Annotated in this window: 19 protein-coding genes and 1 pseudogene; 12 read left to right on the top strand and 8 right to left on the bottom strand. The window is 47.5% G+C overall.

Translation table 11 applies throughout. From position 1 onward, the window contains the following. Positions 1-30 precede the first annotated feature (30 nt). Entirely contained in the window at positions 31-543 is a 513-nt protein-coding gene (def, locus tag LZT22_RS01885; protein WP_233923348.1) for a peptide deformylase, read from the bottom strand. Positions 544-614: 71 nt separating this feature from the next. On the opposite strand from def, the gene dprA reads away from it, so the two are divergent. Further along, a complete protein-coding gene (gene dprA / locus LZT22_RS01880; RefSeq protein ID WP_233923347.1) occupies positions 615-1523 on the top strand; it encodes a DNA-processing protein DprA in 909 nt (302 codons plus the stop codon). Between the two features lie 132 nt (positions 1524-1655). Beyond that, the gene (locus tag LZT22_RS01875) at positions 1656-4313 is read left to right on the top strand and encodes a DNA topoisomerase III (protein WP_233923346.1); all 2658 of its coding nucleotides are present in this window, start codon (positions 1656-1658) and stop codon (positions 4311-4313) included. A gap of 50 nt (positions 4314-4363) precedes the next feature. Here LZT22_RS01875 and mnmC read toward each other — a convergent pair. From mnmC to rpmH, 7 genes and pseudogenes are all read right to left on the bottom strand, one after another. After that, positions 4364-5422: pseudogene (gene mnmC, locus LZT22_RS01870) on the bottom strand (FAD-dependent 5-carboxymethylaminomethyl-2-thiouridine(34) oxidoreductase MnmC); the annotation flags it as partial. Next, a complete protein-coding gene (locus LZT22_RS01865) occupies positions 5423-7291 on the bottom strand; it encodes a phosphoenolpyruvate carboxykinase (GTP) (protein WP_233923345.1) in 1869 nt (622 codons plus the stop codon). A 97-nt stretch (positions 7292-7388) separates the two neighbouring features. After that, positions 7389-8777, bottom strand: coding sequence for a tRNA uridine-5-carboxymethylaminomethyl(34) synthesis GTPase MnmE (mnmE, locus tag LZT22_RS01860; RefSeq protein ID WP_233923344.1), 1389 nt, complete (start codon positions 8775-8777; stop codon positions 7389-7391). A gap of 11 nt (positions 8778-8788) precedes the next feature. Next, entirely contained in the window at positions 8789-10477 is a 1689-nt protein-coding gene (gene yidC, locus LZT22_RS01855) for a membrane protein insertase YidC (RefSeq protein WP_233923343.1), read from the bottom strand. Positions 10478-10491: 14 nt separating this feature from the next. Further along, positions 10492-10734 carry a membrane protein insertion efficiency factor YidD gene (gene yidD, locus LZT22_RS01850; protein ID WP_233923342.1) on the bottom strand — a complete coding sequence of 81 codons (243 nt, stop codon included), beginning with the start codon at positions 10732-10734 and terminating at the stop codon, positions 10492-10494. Next, the gene (gene rnpA, locus LZT22_RS01845; RefSeq protein WP_255700885.1) at positions 10734-11099 is read right to left on the bottom strand and encodes a ribonuclease P protein component; all 366 of its coding nucleotides are present in this window, start codon (positions 11097-11099) and stop codon (positions 10734-10736) included. The genes yidD and rnpA overlap by 1 nt, the downstream gene beginning before the upstream one ends. Continuing rightward, positions 11059-11193: a 50S ribosomal protein L34 gene (gene rpmH / locus LZT22_RS01840; protein WP_233923340.1), complete on the bottom strand. Its 135-nt coding sequence runs from the start codon at positions 11191-11193 to the stop codon at positions 11059-11061. The genes rnpA and rpmH overlap by 41 nt, the downstream gene beginning before the upstream one ends. A 233-nt stretch (positions 11194-11426) precedes the next feature. Between rpmH and dnaA the strand changes: the two genes are divergently transcribed. The 10 genes from dnaA (at position 11427) to LZT22_RS01790 (ending at position 22133) form a co-directional block, all read left to right on the top strand. Then, positions 11427-12878, top strand: a complete 1452-nt coding sequence (dnaA, locus tag LZT22_RS01835; RefSeq protein WP_233923339.1) for a chromosomal replication initiator protein DnaA — start codon at positions 11427-11429, stop codon at positions 12876-12878. Positions 12879-13125: 247 nt separating this feature from the next. Further along, positions 13126-14241, top strand: coding sequence for a DNA polymerase III subunit beta (gene dnaN / locus LZT22_RS01830; protein ID WP_233923338.1), 1116 nt, complete (start codon positions 13126-13128; stop codon positions 14239-14241). Between the two features lie 11 nt (positions 14242-14252). Further along, positions 14253-16751: a DNA topoisomerase (ATP-hydrolyzing) subunit B gene (gene gyrB, locus LZT22_RS01825; protein WP_233923337.1), complete on the top strand. Its 2499-nt coding sequence runs from the start codon at positions 14253-14255 to the stop codon at positions 16749-16751. A gap of 3 nt (positions 16752-16754) precedes the next feature. Then, positions 16755-17249 (top strand): SET domain-containing protein, encoded by a 495-nt coding sequence (locus LZT22_RS01820; RefSeq protein WP_233923336.1) that lies wholly within the window; start codon positions 16755-16757, stop codon positions 17247-17249. A 15-nt stretch (positions 17250-17264) separates the two neighbouring features. Further along, positions 17265-17480: a DUF3717 domain-containing protein gene (locus LZT22_RS01815; protein ID WP_233923335.1), complete on the top strand. Its 216-nt coding sequence runs from the start codon at positions 17265-17267 to the stop codon at positions 17478-17480. A 100-nt stretch (positions 17481-17580) separates the two neighbouring features. Further along, positions 17581-18348, top strand: a complete 768-nt coding sequence (locus LZT22_RS01810) for an ABC transporter ATP-binding protein (protein WP_233923334.1) — start codon at positions 17581-17583, stop codon at positions 18346-18348. Continuing rightward, positions 18345-19049, top strand: a complete 705-nt coding sequence (locus tag LZT22_RS01805) for an ABC transporter ATP-binding protein (RefSeq protein WP_233923333.1) — start codon at positions 18345-18347, stop codon at positions 19047-19049. Before LZT22_RS01810 ends, LZT22_RS01805 begins: the two co-directional genes overlap by 4 nt. A 29-nt stretch (positions 19050-19078) precedes the next feature. Beyond that, positions 19079-20275 carry an ABC transporter substrate-binding protein gene (locus LZT22_RS01800; RefSeq protein WP_233923332.1) on the top strand — a complete coding sequence of 399 codons (1197 nt, stop codon included), beginning with the start codon at positions 19079-19081 and terminating at the stop codon, positions 20273-20275. 3 nt (positions 20276-20278) lie between these two features. Next, on the top strand, positions 20279-21163 hold the full coding sequence (locus tag LZT22_RS01795) for a branched-chain amino acid ABC transporter permease (RefSeq protein ID WP_233923331.1): 885 nt from the start codon (positions 20279-20281) through the stop codon (positions 21161-21163). A 10-nt stretch (positions 21164-21173) separates the two neighbouring features. Next, positions 21174-22133 (top strand): branched-chain amino acid ABC transporter permease, encoded by a 960-nt coding sequence (locus LZT22_RS01790; RefSeq protein WP_233934839.1) that lies wholly within the window; start codon positions 21174-21176, stop codon positions 22131-22133. Positions 22134-22157 lie beyond the last annotated feature (24 nt).

The following is a 22157-nucleotide window of genomic DNA, read 5'->3' as shown; positions in this document are numbered from 1 at the left end:
CACCTGTTTTTAGGCCGCTGTGCTGATGCACTAACGAGTTAATAAATCGATCGCGCGCTTTTTCATTTTTAAAGCAATTCGCGCGCGCTTTAAAGGTGAGAGGTACTCGATAAAAACCTTGCCCATTAAGTGATCCATTTCGTGTTGTAGGCAAACCGCTAATAAACCATCGGCCTCAAGCTCAAATTCATTTCCGCTAGGGTCTAATGCTTTAACTTTAATGCTTTCTGCGCGCTCTACTTCATCAAAGTATTCTGGTACCGACAAACAACCTTCCCGCCAAGATTTTTTTTCTGTGCTCGCCCAAACTAACTCGGGATTAATTAAAGCAATAAGTTGATTTTGCTCTTCAGTAATATCAATCACAATAATGCGTTCATGAATATCAACCTGGGTTGCAGCTAAACCAACACCCGGTGCCGCATACATTGTTGCGGCCATATCGCGCACAATATTTTGAATGCGAGAGTCGACCTGTGCCACTGGCTTGGCAATTTTATGCAAGCGCTTGTCGGGATATTGGAGAACTTCTAATAGTGCCATGTAAGAATTATCCAACAGAGTAATAAAGCTGTCCTGACAGACAAAAATTTCCCTACGCCGACAATGAATTGATGCAAACTTCTACGATTTTGGCTATTAGCCGTGGCGCACCCAACTATCCACCCCAGCTTCTCGACCTTCACGACCCGCCGGCGACAATTTATGCCTCGGGCGATGTAGCGCTAATTAATCGCCAGCCCCTAATTGCCATTGTGGGTGCAAGAGCTGCCTCTCGACAAGGCTTGCTCGATGCCGCTTTTTTAGCACAAGGCCTAGTAGAAAGGGGTTTTGGAGTAGTTTCTGGCCTAGCGCTAGGGGTTGACGGCGCCGCGCACCGCGGCACCTTGAGGGCCAAAGGCTTCACTTTAGCCGTTGGTGCAACTGGGTTAGATGTGGTTTACCCCCCACAGCATGAGCAACTTGCTCAAGAAATTGCCTGCCAAGGCCTACTTTTATCCGAATTTCCTGCGGGAACCGCCCCCAAAGCCTTTCATTTTCCGCGCCGTAATCGCTTGATTGCAGCACTCTGTTTGGGGGTTGTGGTAGTTGAGGCTGCGACGAAGTCCGGATCTTTAATTACCGCGCATCTTGCAGCCGAACTAGGTCGCGAAGTCTTCGCTCTGCCAGGCTCAATCCACTCAACGCTTGCCAAGGGCTGCCATCGACTCATTCAATCTGGGGCGAAGTTAGTGACCAGTATTGACGATATTGTGAGCGAATTGCCCGCTTACGGGCTTCAAACCAGCCGGCAAATACCTCTGCACAGTGAAATCACCGGTGATTTATCCCCTAAATCACCCGTTTTTGCAGATTTTCCACTGCTTCGGTGGATTAATTATCACCCCAGCTCCATCGACGAAATCTGTCTTTTAAGTGGCATTTCTACCCAAGAAGCCCTGGTTCAGGCCTTATTGCTAGAGGCTAAGGGCTTAATTGAGCGACTGCCTGGAGAGCGCCTGCGTTTGTTGCAAAAACAATGAATTTGGACTTTTCCTAAAAGATCGGTTAATAATAAAAAAGGGTGAATTTGCCGATGACTAACAAAATCAGGTTAAATTACCCTTCTTTTTAATAATTCTCATTTCTTTTTAAGTTCAACTTTAGGCTCCCGCGTGGCAAAAGCACCTACCAAAACTAAACCCTCCGCTTCTGCAGACGGTGAAACTAAAACCTTGATCATTGCTGAGAAGCCCTCGGTAGCGAATGATATTGCGAAGGCCTTAGGTGGTTTCCAAAAATACGACGATTATTTTGAAAACGCCGATTTTGTAATTTCTTCAGCAGTTGGTCACTTGCTGGAAATTGCTGCACCAGAAGAGTATGAGGTTAAACGGGGCAAATGGTCTTTCGCTAACCTGCCGGTGATTCCGCCCCACTTTGCCTTGCGACCAATTGTTAAAACTGAATCACGCCTCAAGGTGTTACAAAAACTGATTAAACGTAAAGATATTACTGGCTTAATTAATGCCTGCGATGCAGGACGTGAAGGCGAGCTCATTTTTCGCTTAATTGCACAGCACGCCAAAGCCTCACAATCGATCAAGCGACTCTGGTTGCAATCAATGACTCCCAATGCCATTCGCTCTGGGTTTGAAAATTTACGGCCCGACCTTGACATGCAACCCTTAGCTGATGCCGCCCGCTGCCGCTCAGAGGCCGACTGGCTAGTAGGCATTAATGGTACGCGCGCCATGACTGCTTTTAATAGTAAAAGTGGTGGCTTTTTTCTGACTACGGTAGGCCGTGTGCAAACCCCAACCCTGTCGGTGGTGGTTGAGCGAGAAGAACAAATACGGCAATTTATTTCTAAAGATTATTGGGAGGTAAAGGCTGAGTTTATCGCTGCTGCTGGTATTTATGAGGGCCGCTGGTTTGATCCGAAATTTAAGAAGGATCCAGCCGAGACTGATCTGCGTGAAAATCGCCTCTGGAGCGAAGCCGCCGCCCAAAGCATTGTGGCCGCCTGTCGCGGTAAAAAAGGCACGGTAAAAGAAGAGGCTAAACCCGCTACTCAGCTTGCCCCGCAGCTTTTTGATTTAACCAGCTTGCAACGCGAGGCCAACGCCCGCTTTGGTTTTTCAGCAAAAAATACTTTGGGCTTAGCGCAGGCATTGTATGAGCGCCATAAAGTATTAACCTACCCGCGTACCGACGCTAGAGCATTGCCCGAAGACTATCTCGATACGGTTAAACAAACCATCGAAAATTTGGCCGAGCATTCGCAGGAATATAAGCCCTTTGCAAAACAAATCTTACACGGCGACCCGACCGATCCCAAAGCTAAAGCGGGTTATGGTTGGATTAAGCCCAACAAACGTATTTTTGATAACTCGAAGATATCTGATCACTTTGCCATCATTCCCACCCTTGAGGCACCGAAAAATTTAAGCGAGCCTGAATACAAGTTGTATGACTTAGTAGTGCGCCGCTTCCTGGCGGTATTTTTTCCTGCAGCTGAGTTTCGCGTTACCACGCGTATTACTGAATCATCAGGCCATCACTTTAAAACTGAGGGGCGTGTCTTAGTGAGTCCTGGCTGGCTTACTGTTTACGGTAAATCGATTCAGGCTGACGATGAATTAGTGCCTGTTCAAGCAAATGAAACAGTACAAAATGAGGCGGTAGTGGTAGTGCCGCTTAAAACCAAACCGCCTGCTCGCTATACCGAAGCTACTTTGCTCTCGGCCATGGAAAGCGCTGGTAAATGGGTTGATGATGATGAGATGCGCGAGGCAATGGCCGAAAAGGGCCTGGGAACGCCGGCCACGCGCGCAGCCATCATTGAAGGCTTACTATTTGAAAAATACATGGTGCGCGAAGCACGGGAATTAATTCCCACCGCCAAAGCCTTTCAGTTAATGACCTTGCTGCGTGGTCTTGATGTTGAGGAGCTTACGCGCCCCGACCTTACTGGCAACTGGGAAAATAAACTGGCTCTGATTGAGCAGGGCAAAATGAAGCGCGAAACTTTCATGCAAGAAATTGCGCAGATGACGCAACGCATTGTGAAGCGCGCTAAAGAATATGATAGCGATACCATTCCGGGCGATTACGCCACCCTAAAAACTCCATGCCCTCATTGCGGCAAAGCAGTTAAAGAAAACTACCGGCGCTTTGCTTGCGAACAGTGTGGCTTTACGATTAGCAAAACTCCGGGTGGGCGAGCTTTCGAATATCCCGAAGTAGAAAGTCTGTTGCAAGAAAAAACCATCGGTCCATTGCAGGGGTTTCGTAGCAAAATGGGCCGTCCTTTTGCGGCCATTATTAAATTAAGCGAAATTCCCGAGGATGACAAAGATTATCCCAATGCGGGCTTTAAGCTAGAGTTTGATTTTGGCAATAGTGCTAACGATGAAACTGAGGCCATTGATTTTACGGGTCGCGAAGCTTTGGGCGTGTGTCCAAAATGCTCGGGCGCCATTTATGAAGACGGCATGCGTTATATCTGCGAACACAATACTGGCCCGAATAAAACGTGTGACTTTAAAACTGGCAAGGTAGTTTTACAACAAGAAATTTCCACAGAGCAGTTGAAAAAATTATTAACTACGGGCAAAACCGACTTGCTCACTAACTTCAAATCAAATCGTACGGGTCGCGGCTTTAAAGCTTATTTGGCACTAGATCCTAGTGGAAAAATTGGTTTTGAATTTGAAGCTAAAGCGGCAGGTAAGGCACCAGTCAAAAAGCGGGCGGGCGAGACGGCAGCAAGTAAATCGGCCGATAAGCCCAAGCGCGCCAGTCGCGCTAAAGCGGCTGAGGGCGCTTGATCGCTAGCGCCAGCTAAGGCTTGTTGCTCAACGCGCGCCTGCACTTGCGCTGAAATAATGGCGGCCGCTAAAGCCGACCACAACACGCCCCTCGAGCCCAGCGCAGTGGCAATGTAGAGGCCCGGCAACGCGCGCACCTCACCAATAATCGGCAGTCGATCGTGAGCCGCGCAGCGTATGCCGACATAACTGCCAGCAAGCTTCAGTTCGGCTAAATTGCCCCGCTCATAATGAAGTAGCGCTGCAGCTTGCTGACGATTGTGCGCATCGCTACTTGGCCATGCTGCTAGGCTAGTTTCATTTTCATCGTAACTCGAGCCAACTACCCAGGAATACGTTTTACTTACTTCATCATATTGCGCAGGCAAACAATAACCTTCGCCTGAAATGGCCGCACTGGGCAAATAGGCTGCCCAAGCACTATTTGCTGAAATTTGAAATTGATTCAGCTGACCACGAACGGGTTTTAGGGGAAGCTGAATTTGCCAATCTGCCACTAACTGTTTTGCGCCATGGGCGCATGCCAATACCAATGATGTTGCTTTCGCTAGCGATTGGCCTTGTCGATCAAGCGCGTGCCAATTTACACCGTCATGACGAATGCTGGCAACTTGTGTATTTGCTTGATACATTAGCGCATCGGGTTGACTAAAAATGGTGGCGCAGGTTTTTTCTAAATTGATGGTTGCGCCCTGTGGAAACCAAATACCATCACGGGCAACACCAGTTAATTGCCGCGCTTCACCAGCGCGCAGAATTTGCGCAGAGGCGTCATTAAAGCCTACACTCGCCAATTGTTCGTTCAGCAAAGCTTCATTTAATCCGGTGTTGGGTTTAAGTGGCTGAAAAATACCTTCTTCGCGCCAATAGGGCTGCCATGTTTGTTTGGCTAAAGCAAAAGCAATGTACGTTAAGCGCTGTAGTAACGGTCGCGCGCGTATTAGGCCTGGATGGGCTAAAGCAAAAGCATGAGCTGAGGCTCCAGAGGCGGGCTTGGGTCCACCATCTAATACCCGCACGCGTTTGCCTTGTTGTAAAAATACTTGCGCAATTGCTGCGCCAGCAATGCCAGCCCCAACTAATAAAATGTCGTCTTGGTAAGGCGACACTTAACTACTAAGGCGCGCTTCAATTTTGCTGCGGGTTTCCAATAGCTCTTGGGGCAAGCGCTCTTTTAATTGCTCGAATAACTCTGCATGTAATTTCAACTCGGCATTCCATGCTGCTTTATCAACCGAGATAACGGTATTAAATTGCTCGCATGAAAAATCGAGGCCCGCCCAATGTAAATCAGCATGCTCTGGACAAATACCAAAAACGGTTTCTTGGCCTTTGCCCGTTCCCTCCACGCGCTCCAAAATCCAAGCTAGCACGCGCATATTTTCACCAAAGCCCGGCCAGACAAACTTACCTTGCGCATTCTTACGAAACCAATTGACACAATAAATTTTTGGTAACACTGCGCCCTCGCTGGCTAGTTTTTTGCCCACATTAAGCCAATGCTGAAAATAATCGCTCATGTTATAACCGGCGAAAGCAATCATGGCAAATGGGTCGCGTCGCACTACACCCACTTCGCCTGTAATTGCTGCGGTGGTTTCAGAGCCCATCGTCGCAGCCATATAAACGCCCTCTACCCAATCACGGGCTTCGCTGACCAACGGGACAGTGCTGGAGCGACGTCCACCAAATAAAAATGCGTCGATTGGCACGCCTGCGGGATCATTCCAACTGGGATCTACCGCGGGATTATTGGTGGCAGCCATCGTAAAGCGCGAGTTTGGGTGTGCTGCTTTGCGCCCTGCTACTCCATCTGCGGGAGTCCAATCTTTGCCCTGCCAATCGATTAAATGAGCTGGCGGGGTCTCTGTTAGCCCTTCCCACCAAACATCGCCATCGTCAGTCAGCGCGACATTCGTAAATATCACATCGCGATTTAAAGAATCAATGCAATTGGGATTCGTAACTCGATTGGTCCCTGGAGCAACGCCGAAATAGCCTGACTCTGGATTAATGGCATATAAGCGCGTTTTCCCGGTTAGTGGATCTTTCCGCGGCTTAATCCAGGCAATATCATCGCCAATGGTGGTGACCTTCCAGCCCTCAAAACCTGCGGGCGGAATCATCATGGAAAAGTTAGTTTTGCCACAAGCCGATGGAAAAGCTGCGGCGATATGATATTTTTTTCCAGCGGGATTGGTAACCCCCAAGATCAGCATGTGCTCGGCTAACCAGCCTTGATCACGGCCCATGGTTGAAGCGATGCGCAAAGCAAAGCATTTTTTACCAAGCAAAGCATTGCCGCCATATCCCGAACCATAAGACCAGATTTCACGGGTTTCGGGAAAGTGCACAATATATTTGGTTGAGTTGTTGGGCCAAGCAACGTCTTTTTCGCCTTGGGCCAGCGGCTTACCAACAGTATGTATACAGGGCACAAAATTGCCCGTGGCGCCCAGCTGATCGATTACTGCTTTTCCCATGCGGGTCATGATGCGCATATTAATTGCTACATAAGGGCTGTCGGAAAGCTCAACTCCGATATGGGCAATTGGCGAACCAATTGGCCCCATTGAAAATGGGACCACATACATGGTGCGGCCACGCATACAGCCTGAAAACAAAGGATTTAAGGTGGCGCGCATTTCTTTTGGATCAACCCAATTATTCGTTGGGCCTGCGTCGACCTTTTTCTCTGCGCATATAAACGTACGATCTTCTACGCGTGCTACATCTTGTGGGTCGGATAAGGCCAAGTAGGAATTTTTGCGTTTAGCAGAATTAAGCCGCTTGAAAGATCCCGCTTGCACCAGCAGTTCACAAAGCTGATCGTATTCTGTCTGTGAGCCGTCACACCAATGCACTTGATCTGGCTTTGTAAGGGCGGCAAGATCTGCAACCCATTGAATTAATTGCTGATTTTTAACATAGGCAGGGGTGTTTAAGTTCAGCACGCCTTGGATTGCTGGTTGGTTCATTGGAAACCCTCACTGCATTTTTTATAAAGAAAACGATTTTAACATTTACGGCTTATTTAAGCCCTTTTTCCCTTGGGCCCAATCCCAGCACTGAGCCCTACTTACCAATGCAAAATTGGCTAAATATTTTGCCCAACAAATCATCTGGCAAGGTTCTGCCAGAAATGTCCTCGAGTCGCTCTTGTGCAAGGCGCAATTCTTCTGCTAAGAGCTCAAGGGTTTGATTACCATTCGCGCTATGGCCTTTGGCATTGTGTAAGTGGCTTGCCGCCAAACGAATAGAATCAACATGACGTTGTCTGGCAATGAGAAGTCCCTCGTTGGTACCAGACCATCCCACAGACTTGAGAATGTGCTGGCTAAGAGCCTCAATGCCATAACCCGTTTTAGCAGAAATACTTAAAGCGCCCGCCAGATTGCTGGCTTGATTATTTTCATCTGTGCGTAAATCGGCTTTATTAATAACCAGGAATATTGCACAACTCGCGGGAGCGGTAGTGGCAACGCGTTTTTGTAATTCCTGCTCGGCTTGTTCTGCCTCAACACTTTGTTCACTGCCATCGCGCAAAAAAAGAATTGCGTCGGCCTGTTGAACTGCTTGCCATGTGCGCTCAATGCCCGCCTGCTCAACCAGGTCTTGAGTAAGGCGCAGGCCGGCCGTATCAATTACGTGTACTGGTAAGCCCCCCATATTAATTGTGGCTTTGATGCGATCACGGGTGGTTCCGGCAACCGGCGTAACAATTGCCAGCTCATCCCCAGCAAGCCGATTGAGTAGTGCGCTTTTACCGACATTGGGTGCGCCTACCAATACAAGTTGAATACCATCCCGCAAGATTGTCCCCTGAGTTGCAGCTTGCTGTAAGTCAGCCAAGCGCAAGCCAATGCTTTGGAGGCGCTGATGTGCCTGTGCATTTTCTAAAAAATCAATTTCTTCTTCTGGAAAGTCAAGGGTTGACTCAACCAAAATTCGTAAGGCAATAATTTCCTCAACTAGGGCATCGATTGTTTGTGAAAAAGCCCCCTGCAATGAACGTGTGGCGGCCAGCACCGCGGCTTCGCTCTGGGCGCCAATTAAATCAGCAACTGCCTCGGCCTGAGCTAAATCAATTTTGCCGTTGAGGTAAGCGCGCTGTGTAAATTCACCAGGCGCAGCAATGGTTAGGCCGCATTTTTTTCCAAGCTCTAAGCAGCGCTTAACAATCAACTGCAATAATTGTGGGCCGCCGTGACACTGCAGCTCTAAAACATCTTCACCAGTAAACGAAGCAGGCGCTGGAAAGAATAGTGCTAGGGCTTGGTCTAGGGTTTGTCCAGCGGCATTTTTAATCGACACTAAAGTGGCTTGTCGCGCTACCAGTGTGGTGCCCACCAGCGTTTGCATTAAATCGGGTGGGATGGGGGCGCCACTAATGCGCACAATACCAACCCCCGCGCCGCCAGTCGCCGTAGCAATCGCAATAATAGGGGTTTTTCTAGCAAGCATTATTAGCGGGCCTAGGCCGCTTGTTTTTTTCCAAACATTTTGTTAATTTGCCATTGCTGGGCAATCGATAACAGGTTATTAACGACCCAGTAAAGCACTAAGCCCGAGGGGAAGAAAAAGAACATGACCGAAAAAATGAGTGGCATGTACATCATCACTTTAGCCTGAATAGGGTCGGGTGGCTTGGGGTTTAATTTGGTTTGAACAAACATCGATATAGCCATAATGACTGGCAAAATATAATATGGGTCGGGCATTGAAAGATCGTGAATCCAACCAATCCATGGTGCATTGCGCATTTCAACCGACGATAGCAGCACCCAATACAAAGCAATAAATACCGGGATTTGAACCACGACTGGCAAGCAACCGCCAAGCGGGTTAATTTTTTCCTTCTTATACATTTCCATCATTGCGGCATTTAATTTCTGTGGATCGCCTTTATATTGTTCGCGCATGGTTGTTAAGCGGGGCTGCACTTCTTTCATTCTTGCCATCGATTTATAGCTAGCCGCGGAGAGCGGGAAGAACACTAGCTTAATTAATACGGTTAACAAAACAATCGACCAACCCCAATTGCTAACCACACCGTGAATTTTTTCCAACAGCCAAAAAATTGGCTTCGCCAAAATGGTGAGATAGCCGTAATCTTTTAATAGCTCGAGACCAGGTGCTATGCCCTCAAGCATGCTTTCTTCTTGCGGGCCAATAAATAAACGGGTCTTTTCGGTAACGGTTGTACCAGCAGCGATTGTCCCTAGCGGAATTTGCATGCCCACCCGAAATAGGTTCTTGTCTATTTTTCCGACATAGATATCGCGTACAGTTTTGTCAGCGGGTATCCAAGCGCTCGCAAAATAATGCTGCACCATGGCAATCCATGCCGGAGAAGCCGCCGGTACATCTTTGGGAATTTCTTGTTTGCCTTTATCGATATCAGCAAAGCTCAGCTTTTGAAACTTATCTTTTTGGGTATAGACCGCAGGCCCTGTAAAAGTACTATAAAACTGGCTCTCTTGTTTTTCGCTACCGTCACGCACTAATTCGGTATATAAAATAATGGGTCCGGCGCTGGCACTGCTCTGCGTTACGCTATGGCCAACCTGAACCACATAAGAGCCAGGAGTTAACAAAAATAATTTCTCTAACTTCACCCCATTGCGTTCTGCGCCCATCACCAAAAATGGCCGGCCCGCACCATCTTTGCCAGAGGACTGCAGCTTAAATACTGAGTTGTGATTGGGTAGCTCAAGATTGGCGCCAGCGATCAGTCCTGAGCGCGCAATATATTGATGGGTTGCGTTTAATTGCAATAGCTCGACGGGGGTTTTGTCGGCATTAAATTCTTGTAATAATTTTGCATTAACAATATTTGCACCGTTGGCACTAAGCTCTAAACGCAAAACATCGTTTTCTAGTACAAATTTTTCGCCGTTATTTTGCTCCAACACGCTAAGGTTTGAGAGGTTGACGTCTTTTGCTGGGCTTGCTGGTGCATTGCTGGGCGGCGCTACTGCGGCCCCCGCTTGCGGCGGTAAATCACCTTTGTTGGCATCAAGTGGTTTTGTGCCACCGCTAAGCGCGGTTGGTGTTGGCCCGCCGAGCAAACTCGGACGCCCTTCATGTACCAACCAATTGTTGTAAAGCATTAGCCCAGAAATGGCAAAAATGGCCCAAAGTATTGTTCTTTTAATATCCATAAAAAATAATTCGCCTAGGTCTTGAGGGTTTGTTTAGATTTTGTTGCCGGATCGTAGCCACCATGAGTCCAGGGGTTGCAACGCAAAATTCGCCATACACTTAAGCGTACGCCTTTAAGAAAATGGTGGCTGCGCAAACAATCGCAGGCGTACTGCGAACAACTTGGCTCAAACTTACATTGGCCGCCCACATAAGGTGCCAAGACGATTTGATAACCGCGGATGCAGTAAATTCCCAAGAGGCTCAATACGCGCATTAAATTAATTCCGCTATTTTGTTGCGTAAGTTGCTGAACTCGGCTTGGCGCAAGCGCCCACGTGTGGTTTTCCCCACAGCATGGCGCAACTTAATTACTTTATCGTGATGCAGGGTTTGTGCTTGTGTGGTGCGCGCTATGTTGCGGAGCATACGCTTTAATGTATTGCGATCAACCGCCCTTCTTACCCATTTTTTTGCTACTGCAATGCCTAGGTCGGGGTGGTTTTGGTTTTGGGGTTCGGCAACATACACGCCCCAAGATTTATTGCTTTTGGGGGGCGTTTTTAGAAGCTCTGCAATTCTGGCGCTTTTCAACGCAAACTTAAACTGCGAGGCGTTTGCGACCCTTGGCGCGACGGGCATTTAGCACTAGGCGTCCACCGCGCGTTTTCATGCGGATGCGAAAGCCGTGCGTGCGCTTGCGGCGGGTTACTGATGGTTGGTAAGTTCTTTTCATGATCAATCCTGGGAAAGCCGACCATTTTCCTTGCTACGGCCCAAAAGGTCAACCATTGATTCAATTTCGTGATCGAGAATTCACAATTTTTGCGAGTTATTTTGATATTTTTATGAGCATTGCGCTGATTTTATTACGATTTTTTTACTTGTTAACAAGTTATCCACAGGTTTTCCACGCTTTTAGTGCTTGTGGGTAACTTTCAGAGCTAGCTACAATCAATATCTCATAATATGTCTAATCCCCAAATTCCCCCCTCACTGCAAGCCTCTAGCCCCCTTATATTTTGGGATGAGGCCTTAAGTTTGCTAGCGCGTGAGCTGTCGCCGCAGCAGTTTAAAACCTGGGTCCAACCCCTTAAGCTGGGCTCCTTTGTTGAGAGTGAGCAATTGCTAACTATTACAGCCCCGAATCGCTTTAAGCTCGATTGGATTAAAAAAACCTTTGCTGAACGCTTTCAAGAGTTAGCTACGGCCTATTTTGCCACCCCGATAAACCTCAGTTTTGTCCTTGAAGTTGATCCTGATGCAGTCGATCGCGTCCTGAATAGTGCCGCGACACCCGCTTTGGTGGGCGCCACCCAAATTGGTCTTGACCCCAACTCCGCCCTTGATGACGAAGAGTTAGTTGGCTTTAGCGATGAGCAGGTATTTGATATCGAAGACCACTCTAAGCTAAATCCAGCCCTAACTTTTGATACCTTTGTCACCGGTAAGGCCAATCAATTAGCTCGAGCCGCTTCAATTCAAGTGGCCCACAACCCGGGCACCTCATATAACCCGATGTTTTTATATGGTGGGGTGGGGTTGGGTAAAACCCACTTGATTCATGCCATTGGCAACCACCTTTTAAAAGAAAAGCCTGGTGCACGAATTCGATATATTCACGCCGAACAATACGTTTCCGACGTGGTTCGCGCTTACCAACAAAAGGCTTTTGATCGTTTCAAGCGCTACTATCACTCATTAGACCTGCTGTTAATTGATGATATCCAGTTTTTTAGCGGCAAATCGCGCACCCAAGAGGAGTTTTTCTACGCCTTTGAGGCCCTTTTAAGCAATCGCTCGCAAGTCATTATTACGAGTGACACCTATCCAAAAGAGATCGTGGGCATCGACGAGCGCTTAATTTCGCGCTTTGATTCGGGCCTGACGGTGGCAATTGAACCACCAGAGCTTGAGATGCGGGTCGCTATTTTGATGAAAAAGGCGGCTCAAGAGGGCATTCCCATGTCGGAAGATGTGGCTTTTTTTGTTGCCAAGCATCTGCGCTCCAACGTGCGCGAGCTTGAAGGCGCCCTGCGGAAAATTTTGGCCTTTGTACGCTTTCATGGTCGCGAAGTCACAATCGATGTTGCGCGGGCGGCCCTCAAAGATTTGTTATCAATCCAAAATCGCCAAATTTCTGTCGATAGTATTCAAAAGGCGGTGGCAGACTTCTATAATATAAAGGTGGCAGACATGTATTCGAAAAAGCGTCCAGCAAATATTGCCCGGCCGCGTCAAATTGCGATGTTTATGGCGAAAGAATTAACCCAAAAGAGTCTCCCTGAAATTGGCGATCTTTTTGGTGGTCGTGACCACACGACGGTTTTACATGCGGTAAGAAAAATTAATGAGGAGCGTGCGCACGATAGTCACTTAAACCACGAGATTCACGTTATTGAACAAACCCTAAAGGGCTAGTTTGCTTAATTTTGCTTGTGGATAAGCCTTTGGATAATGTGTGAATAAGTTGTGAAGAACTATTGGTTGAGGAGAAAATCGACTGCCACTAGGAAGTTATACAGATTTTGTCCGCGGCTTATACAGAACTTATCCACAGCTTTTTGTGATTGTAAATTGTTGTTTTAAAATACCTATTTGAGTTATCCCCTGTTTTGGCCGCCCTTATTACTACTACTATAAAGATATATACAAGGACTTAAAAGCAATGCAACTGGTTAATACATCTCGTGATAATTTATTAAAGCCTTTACAGGTCGTTAGTGGCATTGTTGAGCGCCGCCATACTTTGCCTATTTTGGCAAACCTGTTATTTAAAAAATCGGGCGAGCAAGTCGCCTTCGTCTCGACCGACATTGAAATTCAAATTACCACCACGGCAAATTTTGGAGTTGGTGCTGAAGACGTAATCACGACTGTTGCTGCAAGAAAGTTGTTAGATATTTTGCGTTCATTGCCCGAAGGGCCGGTTGCGCTGAGCTTAAAAGAGGGACGCATGGTGGTGCAAAGTGGGCGCAGCCGCTTTACTTTACAAACGCTGTCGGCCTCTGAGTTTCCAGTAATGCAAGGCGTGGGAGAAACAACAGCATCTTGGAATATGCCCCAAAAAGATTTTCGTCAACTAATTAGCCAAGTGCACTTTGCTATGGCACAGCAAGATATTCGCTACTATCTAAATGGCATGCTGTTGGTGGTAGAGGGCAAGCAAGTTATTGCGGTGGCAACTGACGGCCATCGTTTGGCGTTTAGTCAAATTGAGCTTGCAAGCCCGCCAAGCGGAAACGGCGAAAGACAAGAAATTATCATTCCCAGAAAAACCATTCTTGAGTGTCAGCACCTGCTTGAAGAATCAGACGCGCCACTGCAAATCAGTTTGACCAGCAACCAGGTGAAATTTAATTTTGGTGAGATCGAATTAATTTCTAAATTAGTTGAGGGCAAGTTTCCCGACTTTCAGCGGGTCATTCCAAAAGGACAAAAAAACACCTTATCCATGAAACGCGAAGAGTTGCAGGCAGCCCTGCAGCGCGCCGCCATCTTAACCACTGAAAAATTTAAAGGCGTGCGCTTCTCTTTGAGCCCAGATCGCATTACGATTCAATCTACCAACGCCGAGCAGGAAGAGGCACAGGAAGAGATTGAAACGCAATATAATGGCGATGCGATTGAAATTGGCTTTAATGTTGGTTACTTGCTCGATGTGCTGGCCAACCTAAAGCACGAAACATTACAAATAAGCCTTGGTGATGCCAATAGTAGCGCCGTCATAACCCTTCCAGGATCCGAGTCCTTTAAGTATGTTGTGATGCCAATGCGAATTTAAATTAGAAAAAAATGACTGAAGAAATTAAAGTAGTTGAGCAGTATGGTGCGTCATCAATTCAAATTCTCGAGGGCCTTGATGCGGTACGAAAGCGTCCCGGCATGTATATTGGCGACACCTCGGATGGTACGGGACTGCATCATTTGGTATTTGAGGTTTTAGATAACTCGATCGATGAGGCTTTGGCCGGGTATTGCACAGAAATTATCGTAGTGATTCAAACCGACAACTCCTTATCCATTGTTGATAATGGCCGCGGCGTGCCCACTGGAATTAAGTACGACGACAAGAATGATCCCAAGCGCAGCGCCGCAGAAATTGTCATGACCGAGCTCCACGCTGGTGGCAAGTTTGACCAAAATAGCTACAAGGTTTCAGGTGGACTACATGGCGTAGGGGTGAGTTGCGTTAATGCGCTATCCAAATGGTTAAAGCTCACCATTCGACGGGACGGCAAGTCGCACTATATGGAGTTTGCGCGCGGCGTGATTCAAAACCCAAACATTCAAATGGAAAATGGCGTGGCCATTTCGCCCATCACCGTCACTGGTGAAACGGAAATGTCGGGCACCGAGGTGCATTTTTTGGCCGACGAAACCATTTTCGGCAAGGTTGAATATCACTATGAAATTTTGGTGAAGCGCATTCGCGAACTTTCCTTTTTAAATAACGGGGTGCACATTCGGCTAATTGATCAGCGCAGCGGCCAAGAAGAAGACTTCGCTTTTTCTGGCGGGGTGCGTGGGTTCGTTGAATATATTAACCAGACCAAAACCGTGCTCCACCCCAATATTTTTTATGCCGAAGGTATGCGGCCATCCGATCTAGGTGGTCAAATTACGGCAGAAGTATCTATGCAGTGGAATGATAGCTTCAGTGAGCAGGTCCTCTGTTTTACCAATAACATCCCTCAGCGCGATGGAGGAACCCACCTAACCGGTCTTCGCGCCGCAATGACGCGGGTGATTAACAAATATATCGACGAGCACGAAATTGCTAAAAAAGCCAAGGTTGAAATTTCGGGCGATGATATGCGTGAGGGCCTCACATGTATTTTGTCGGTAAAGGTTCCCGAGCCCAAATTTTCTAGTCAAACTAAAGATAAGTTGGTTTCAAGCGAGGTGCGCGGCCCGATAGAAGAAATTGTGGCCGAGGCTTTAAGTGCCTATCTACAAGAGCGCCCACAAGACGCAAAAATATTGTGTGGAAAAATTGTTGATGCGGCGCGGGCTCGTGAGGCCGCACGCAAGGCTCGCGACATGACGCGCCGTAAGGGCGTGCTCGATGGCCTTGGTTTGCCCGGAAAGCTAGCCGACTGCCAAGAAAAAGACCCCGAAAAATCTGAATTATTTATTGTCGAGGGCGACTCAGCGGGTGGCTCTGCCAAGCAGGGGCGCGATCGTCGCTTTCAGGCCATTTTGCCACTCAAGGGAAAAATATTGAACGTTGAAAAGGCGCGCTTTGACAAGATGTTAGCGAGCCAAGAGGTTGTTACCTTAATCACCGTATTGGGCACCGGCATTGGCGCGGAAGAATATAAGGCTGATAAGTTGCGCTATCACCGCATCATTATCATGACCGACGCAGACGTTGATGGCAGCCACATTCGAACCTTATTACTTACCTTCTTTTACCGGCAAATGCCAGAGCTAATTGAGCGGGGCCACATTTATATTGCCCAGCCCCCCTTATATAAAGTGAAGTTTGGGAAAAACGAGCAATACATTAAAGATGATGTTGAATTAAATCAGCTTCTCTTAAAAATAGCGCTTGAGTCTGCGTCGATTGAAACTCCCGATGGCGAGCTTATTTCTGGTGACGGTTTGGTCGACCTAGCAAAGAACTATCAAGTGATTCAGTCGGTGGTCGATCGTCTTTCGCGCACAATTGATGAAGACGCGTTGCGGGCCATTGCTGCTGGTGTCCCGCTGAATTTAGATACCGAGGCACAGGCCAATGACTCCGCAAAGCGCTTGCTTAGCGCTCTATCGGAAGGCTTAAACCCCTTGGTTTTGCCGCCCGAAATTACGGTTCAAAAAGAAGATCGCACTGAGCGCTTTAGGTTGTTATTGTCCAGACGCATTCACGGGAACTTAAAACTGTCAGCAATCAATTCCGATTTTGTCCATGGCAACGATTATCAAAGTTTGACCAGTGCCGCCCAAGCGCTTGCCGGTAAGGTGTTGCCAGGCTCTCGCGTACGTCGAGGCGATCCTGAAAAAAATCAAAAAGAGCAGGTTGTGCAAAACTTTCGTGCCGCCTTTGCTTGGTTACTGGCAGAGGCCGAGCGCACCGTGAGCCGGCAGCGTTACAAGGGCTTGGGTGAAATGAACCCCCAACAGCTGTGGGAAACAACAATGGACACAGCAACGCGACGATTGTTAAGGGTACAAATTGAAGACGCCATCATGGCCGATCAAGTATTTACAACCCTCATGGGCGATGAGGTTGATCCACGCCGTGCGTTTATCGAAAAGAATGCGTTGATTGCTCGCAATCTTGACGTTTAACAGATGGCAAAGAAGAATCTTCAACTACCTAAGGTAGACCGCTCACGCATAGTGGTTAAGTCTTCGGCCATTCATGGCAAAGGTGTTTTTGTTGCTAAGCCAATTAAAAAAGGGACGCCAATCATTGAGTACAAGGGCAAGCGCATCTCGTGGAAAGAGGCGGAGCGTATCCATCCCCATGATCCAAAACAACCTAATCACACATTTTATTTTTCTTTGGACGATGGCAGGGTAATCGATGCCAACCAGGGGGGCAATGCAGCACGCTGGATTAATCACTCCTGTAAACCCAACTGCGAAACTGAGGAAGAGCTCTATGGTGGCAAGGCGCGCGTATTTATTTTGGCGAAGCGTAATTTAAAGGTTGGTCAAGAATTGTTTTACGACTATTCGTTGGATGTGGAGGGGCGCATAACGAAGGCCATGAAGCGCGATTACGCTTGCCGTTGTGGGGCAAAAAAGTGTCGTGGCTCGATGCTTGCTGTGTCAGCCAAATAAACCTAGGCAATAACCGTGTTTGTCACAATTCAAGAGTTGGAGGCGGCGATCAATTTTTGGCGTCAGCGAACGCCGCCGGTAGGCGATGAGCAAGCCCTTTCTGCCGAGGTTAGCGCCTTAGCAAAGCCGTATGCAATTTTAATTATGCAAGGCGCACAGCGGATGCCGCTCGACCTGATGGGCGCCTCAGCGCAGCTGGCCATTAAGCAATATCAGACTGAAATTTCCTAGCTTAGGGCCTATTCTCAGCCTCTTCGGGGTTATCCCTATGCAATGCTGCGCGATCCTGGGTTATCCTCAAATGCTTATCTGCGCAAGCAATTGAGGCTTTGTGGACCATAACGACATTATTTTAAAAACAGTAAATTTAGGGAAGGCCTTTAAAGGGTTTGCGGCGGTTAGCGACGTTAATCTTCAGGTTGCGCGCGGCGGTATTCATGCCCTAATTGGCCCCAATGGTGCTGGCAAAACCACTTGCTTCAATTTATTAACGAAATTTTTGGAGCCTAGTACGGGCCATATTTACCTGAATGGCACCGACATCACCAAAGAGCGGCCGGCGCAAATTGCTCGTCGAGGCGTAATTCGTTCGTTTCAAATATCGGCCGTATTCCCCCATCTTAGCGTTTTAGAAAATGTGCGCATTGCTTTGCAGCGCCAGCTTGGTAGCGAGTTTCATTTTTGGAAATCACCCAGCTCATTAAATATTTTGAATGCGAGGGCCATGGAGTTGTTGCAGGAAGTGGGCTTGGCGGAAATGGCAGATGAGCAAACAGTCAATCTACCCTATGGCAGAAAGCGCGCCCTTGAAATTGCGACGACCTTGGCGATGGAGCCAGAACTGATGCTGCTAGATGAGCCTACGCAAGGCATGGGTCATGAGGATGTGGCTCGCGTTACAGAGTTGATTAAGCGAGTTGCGCTGGGGCGCACGGTGTTGATGGTGGAGCACAACATGAAAGTGGTTTCGGCAATTGCTGACCAAATTACAGTTTTGCAAAGGGGCTCGATCTTAGCCGAGGGGCCCTATAGTGAGGTTTCTAAAAATCCCCTCGTGATTGAGGCCTACACCGGCAGCGAGCCTGAGGCAGAGGTATGAGCGCGGCGGCCTTAAATGTAAAGCAACTTGAAGCGTGGTATGGCGAGTCGCATATTTTGCACGGCATCGATTTTCGTGTTGCTGACGGCGAAGTTGTTACTCTACTTGGTCGAAATGGCGCTGGCCGCTCCACTATTCTTAAGGCTATTTTGGGATTAACGGGTAAGCGCACTGGATCAATTGAGGTAAATGGCAAACAAACCATTGGCATGCAAACCTTTCAAGTGGCGCACCTTGGTATTGGATATTGTCCCGAAGAGCGCGGTATTTTTTCAAGCTTAACGGCCGAAGAAAATCTACTCTTACCCCCAGAGGTCATGCAGGGCGGTATGACCTTGGATACGATTTACGACATGTTTCCAAATTTGTATGAGCGAAGGTCAAGCCCGGGCGCCCGCTTGTCGGGTGGTGAGCAGCAAATGCTAGCAATTGCCCGCATCTTACGTACGGGCGCTAAATTACTTTTGCTGGATGAAATTACCGAGGGCTTAGCCCCAGTCATTGTGCAGAAGTTGGGCGAAGTAGTTACCAAACTTCGTAATAGTGGTTTTACGATTGTCTTGGTTGAGCAAAATTTTCGTTTTGCTGCGAAGTTGGCAGATCGACACTATGTCATTGAAAGCGGACATGTAGTCGAAGTGGTGCAACGTTCAGAATTGGCTGCTAAGGCTGAATTGCTGAACGGGTATTTGGGGGTTTGATGGGGTCAATATTTACTAAAGGAAAAAAAATGAAACAGACATTAATTTCAAGTGCCGTGGCAGTGCTGATGGCAGCCTCTGGTTTTGCGCAGGCCGCCGATCCGGCGCCAGTCAAAATTGGTTTTATTACCGATATGTCCGGGCTCTACGCCGATATTGACGGCGATGGTGGCCTCGAAGCGATCAAAATGGCCATTGCCGATTTTGGCGGCACAGTGTTGGGCCGCAAGATCGAAGTGATCTCTGCAGATCATCAAAATAAGGCTGATATTGCAGCGTCAAAAGCGCGTGAGTGGGTTGATCGTGATGGCGTAACCGTGCTTTTCGGCGGCACAAACTCAGGTACAGCGCTAGCTACGGCTAAGGTTGCTTCGGAAAAGAAGCGTATTTATATTAATAATGGCGCAGGTTCATCGGCACTTACTAACGAACAATGCAGCCCCTATACTGTGCATTACACCTATGACACCATTGCAATGGCTAATGGCACAGGCAAGGGCATGATTGGCAAGGGTGGAAAAACCTGGTTTTTCTTAACCGCAGACTATGCTTTTGGTTACGCACTTGAAAAAGATGCAGCCGCAGTAGTTGTAGCAGATGGCGGTAAGGTGCTGGGTAATGTACGACACCCCTTAAGCGCTAGCGATTTTTCATCTTATCTCCTACAGGCGCAAAACTCCAAGGCACAGGTTTTAGGCTTGGCGAATGCGGGTGGCGACACGATCAACTCAGTAAAAGCAGCTAATGAATTTGGTATTACCAAGACCATGAAGATTGCCGGCCTATTGGTCTTCATTTCTGATGTCCATAGCATGGGCTTAAAAAGTGCCCAAGGCCTTTATGCAACTGAAGCATGGTATTGGGATCAAAACGAAGAGACCCGTAAGTTTGGTAGGCGCTTCTTTGGCAAAATGAAGCGCATGCCCTCGATGGTTCAGGCCGGCAATTACTCATCAACCATGACTTATCTTAATGCGGTAAAGGCAGCAGGTACCGATAACGCTGATAAAGTGATGGAGCAGTTGCGCAAGGTGAAAATTAATGACATGTTTACTAAGGGCGGCTACATTCGCAAAGACGGAACCATGGTGCATACCATGTATTTGTTTGAAGTTAAAACGCCAGCTGAATCAAAGTCTCCTTGGGATTATTACAAGTTGATTTCCACCATTCCTGGTGAGCAGGCGTTTCCCATTGCGTCTTATTCGCAGTGTGCCTTGAAGTAATCCTTGGAAATTTTTGGTCTATCCACTTCAGCCCTGTTAAGCCAACTCCTCTTGGGGTTGGTTAACGGGAGCTTCTATGCCATTTTAAGTTTGGGCCTGGCGGTTATTTTTGGCCTCTTAAATGTCATTAACTTTTCGCACGGCGCGATGTTTATGCTGGGCGCAATTGTGACGTGGATGGCTGGCCAATATTTTGGCTTGAACTATTGGGCGATGTTATTGTTGGCGCCGCTAGTCGTTGGCGCGATTGGCGTGGTGATTGAACGGCTTTTATTGCGGCACCTGTATCAGTTGGATCATTTGTATGGGCTCTTATTGACTTTTGGTTTGACGCTTTTTATTGAGGGCATCTTGCGCTCAATTTACGGTTCTTCAGGGCTGCCATACTCAACCCCTGAATTACTTACTGGTGCGACTGATTTAGGCTTTATGATGCTGCCAAACTACCGCGCATGGGTTGTGTTTGCATCGCTCTCGGTGTGCTTTGTAACGTGGTATGTCATCGAAAAAACGAAACTGGGCTCTTACTTACGGGCTGGAACCGAGAATCCAAAATTAGTTCAGGCGTTTGGAATTAATTTTCCGCTAATGATGACCTTAACTTACGCCTTCGGGGTTGGCTTAGCAGCATTTTCGGGCGTGCTTGCCGCGCCCATTATTCAAATTTCTCCGCTGATGGGCTCAAATTTAATTATTGTGGTCTTTGCGGTTGTTGTTATTGGCGGCATGGGTTCAATTTTGGGTTCAATTTTGACGGGCCTAGGGCTTGGTTTAATCGAGGGGCTTACTAAAGTTTTTTATCCCGAGGCCTCAAACACCGTGGTGTTTGCAATTATGGCGATTGTTTTGTTATTCCGACCTGCTGGTTTATTTGGACGGGAAAAATAACATGTTCTCGATGAAATCGTTTAAATCGATTTTTTATCTGCTTCTGCTTTCGATCGGCATACTTGCGCCGTGGTTTTTTTATCCGATCTTTTTAATGAAGATTTTATGTTTTGCTTTGTTTGCTGCGGCATTTAATTTGTTATTGGGTTACACCGGCCTGCTCTCGTTTGGCCATGCAACTTTTTTTGGCGGCGGCGGCTATGCCTTGGGATTTTTCATGCGCAATGCCGGACTTTCGCCGGAGCTCGGAATTATTTTAGGAACTACTTTCGCAGCTTGTTTAGGCGCAGCAATGGGTGGTTTGGCAATTCGTCGACAGGGAATTTATTTTTCGATGATTACTTTAGCCTTGGCGCAAATGTTTTATTTCATTTGTTTGCAAGCCCCCATTACCGGTGGTGAAGATGGCTTTCAGGGCATTCCAAGGGGAAGTTTATTTGGCTTGATTGATTTAAGCGATGATCTGACCTTATATTATTTTATTTTAGGTTTGGTGGTATTTGGATTTTTACTAATTGCGCGTATTGTTGCTTCGCCTTTTGGACAGGTCTTAAAAGCGATTAAAGAAAATGAGCCGCGTGCAATTTCTTTGGGCTACGACGTGAATCAATTTAAGTTTTTAGTCTTCCTTTTATCTGCCGCCCTAGCGGGCTTAGCAGGCAGTGCGCAGGCTTTGGTGCTTGGCTTCGAAACGCTTAGTGATGTGCATTGGTCGATGTCTGGTCTAGTTATTTTAATGACCTTAGTTGGTGGCGTTGGCACCTTGATCGGCCCCTTAGTGGGCTCACTAGTCATTGTGGTGCTTGAACAGAGAGTCGGTGAGATTGGTAATTTTTTAGCTAAGCTAACTAGCGTACAGTGGTTTAATTCGCTGGGCGAGTCGGTCACCATTGTTACCGGCCTGATTTTTATTTTGTGTGTAATGCTCTTTCGCAAAGGCTTGGTTGGCTATTTTGTAAAACCAAAATAAGTTTTTATTTTTTAAAGAGCGCAT

The organism is Polynucleobacter sp. IMCC 29146, assembly GCF_021395195.1.
Taxonomy (GTDB): Bacteria; Pseudomonadota; Gammaproteobacteria; order Burkholderiales; family Burkholderiaceae; genus Polynucleobacter.
Note: the sequence above shows the minus strand (reverse complement) of the source record. Positions and strands in the feature narration are given on the sequence as shown.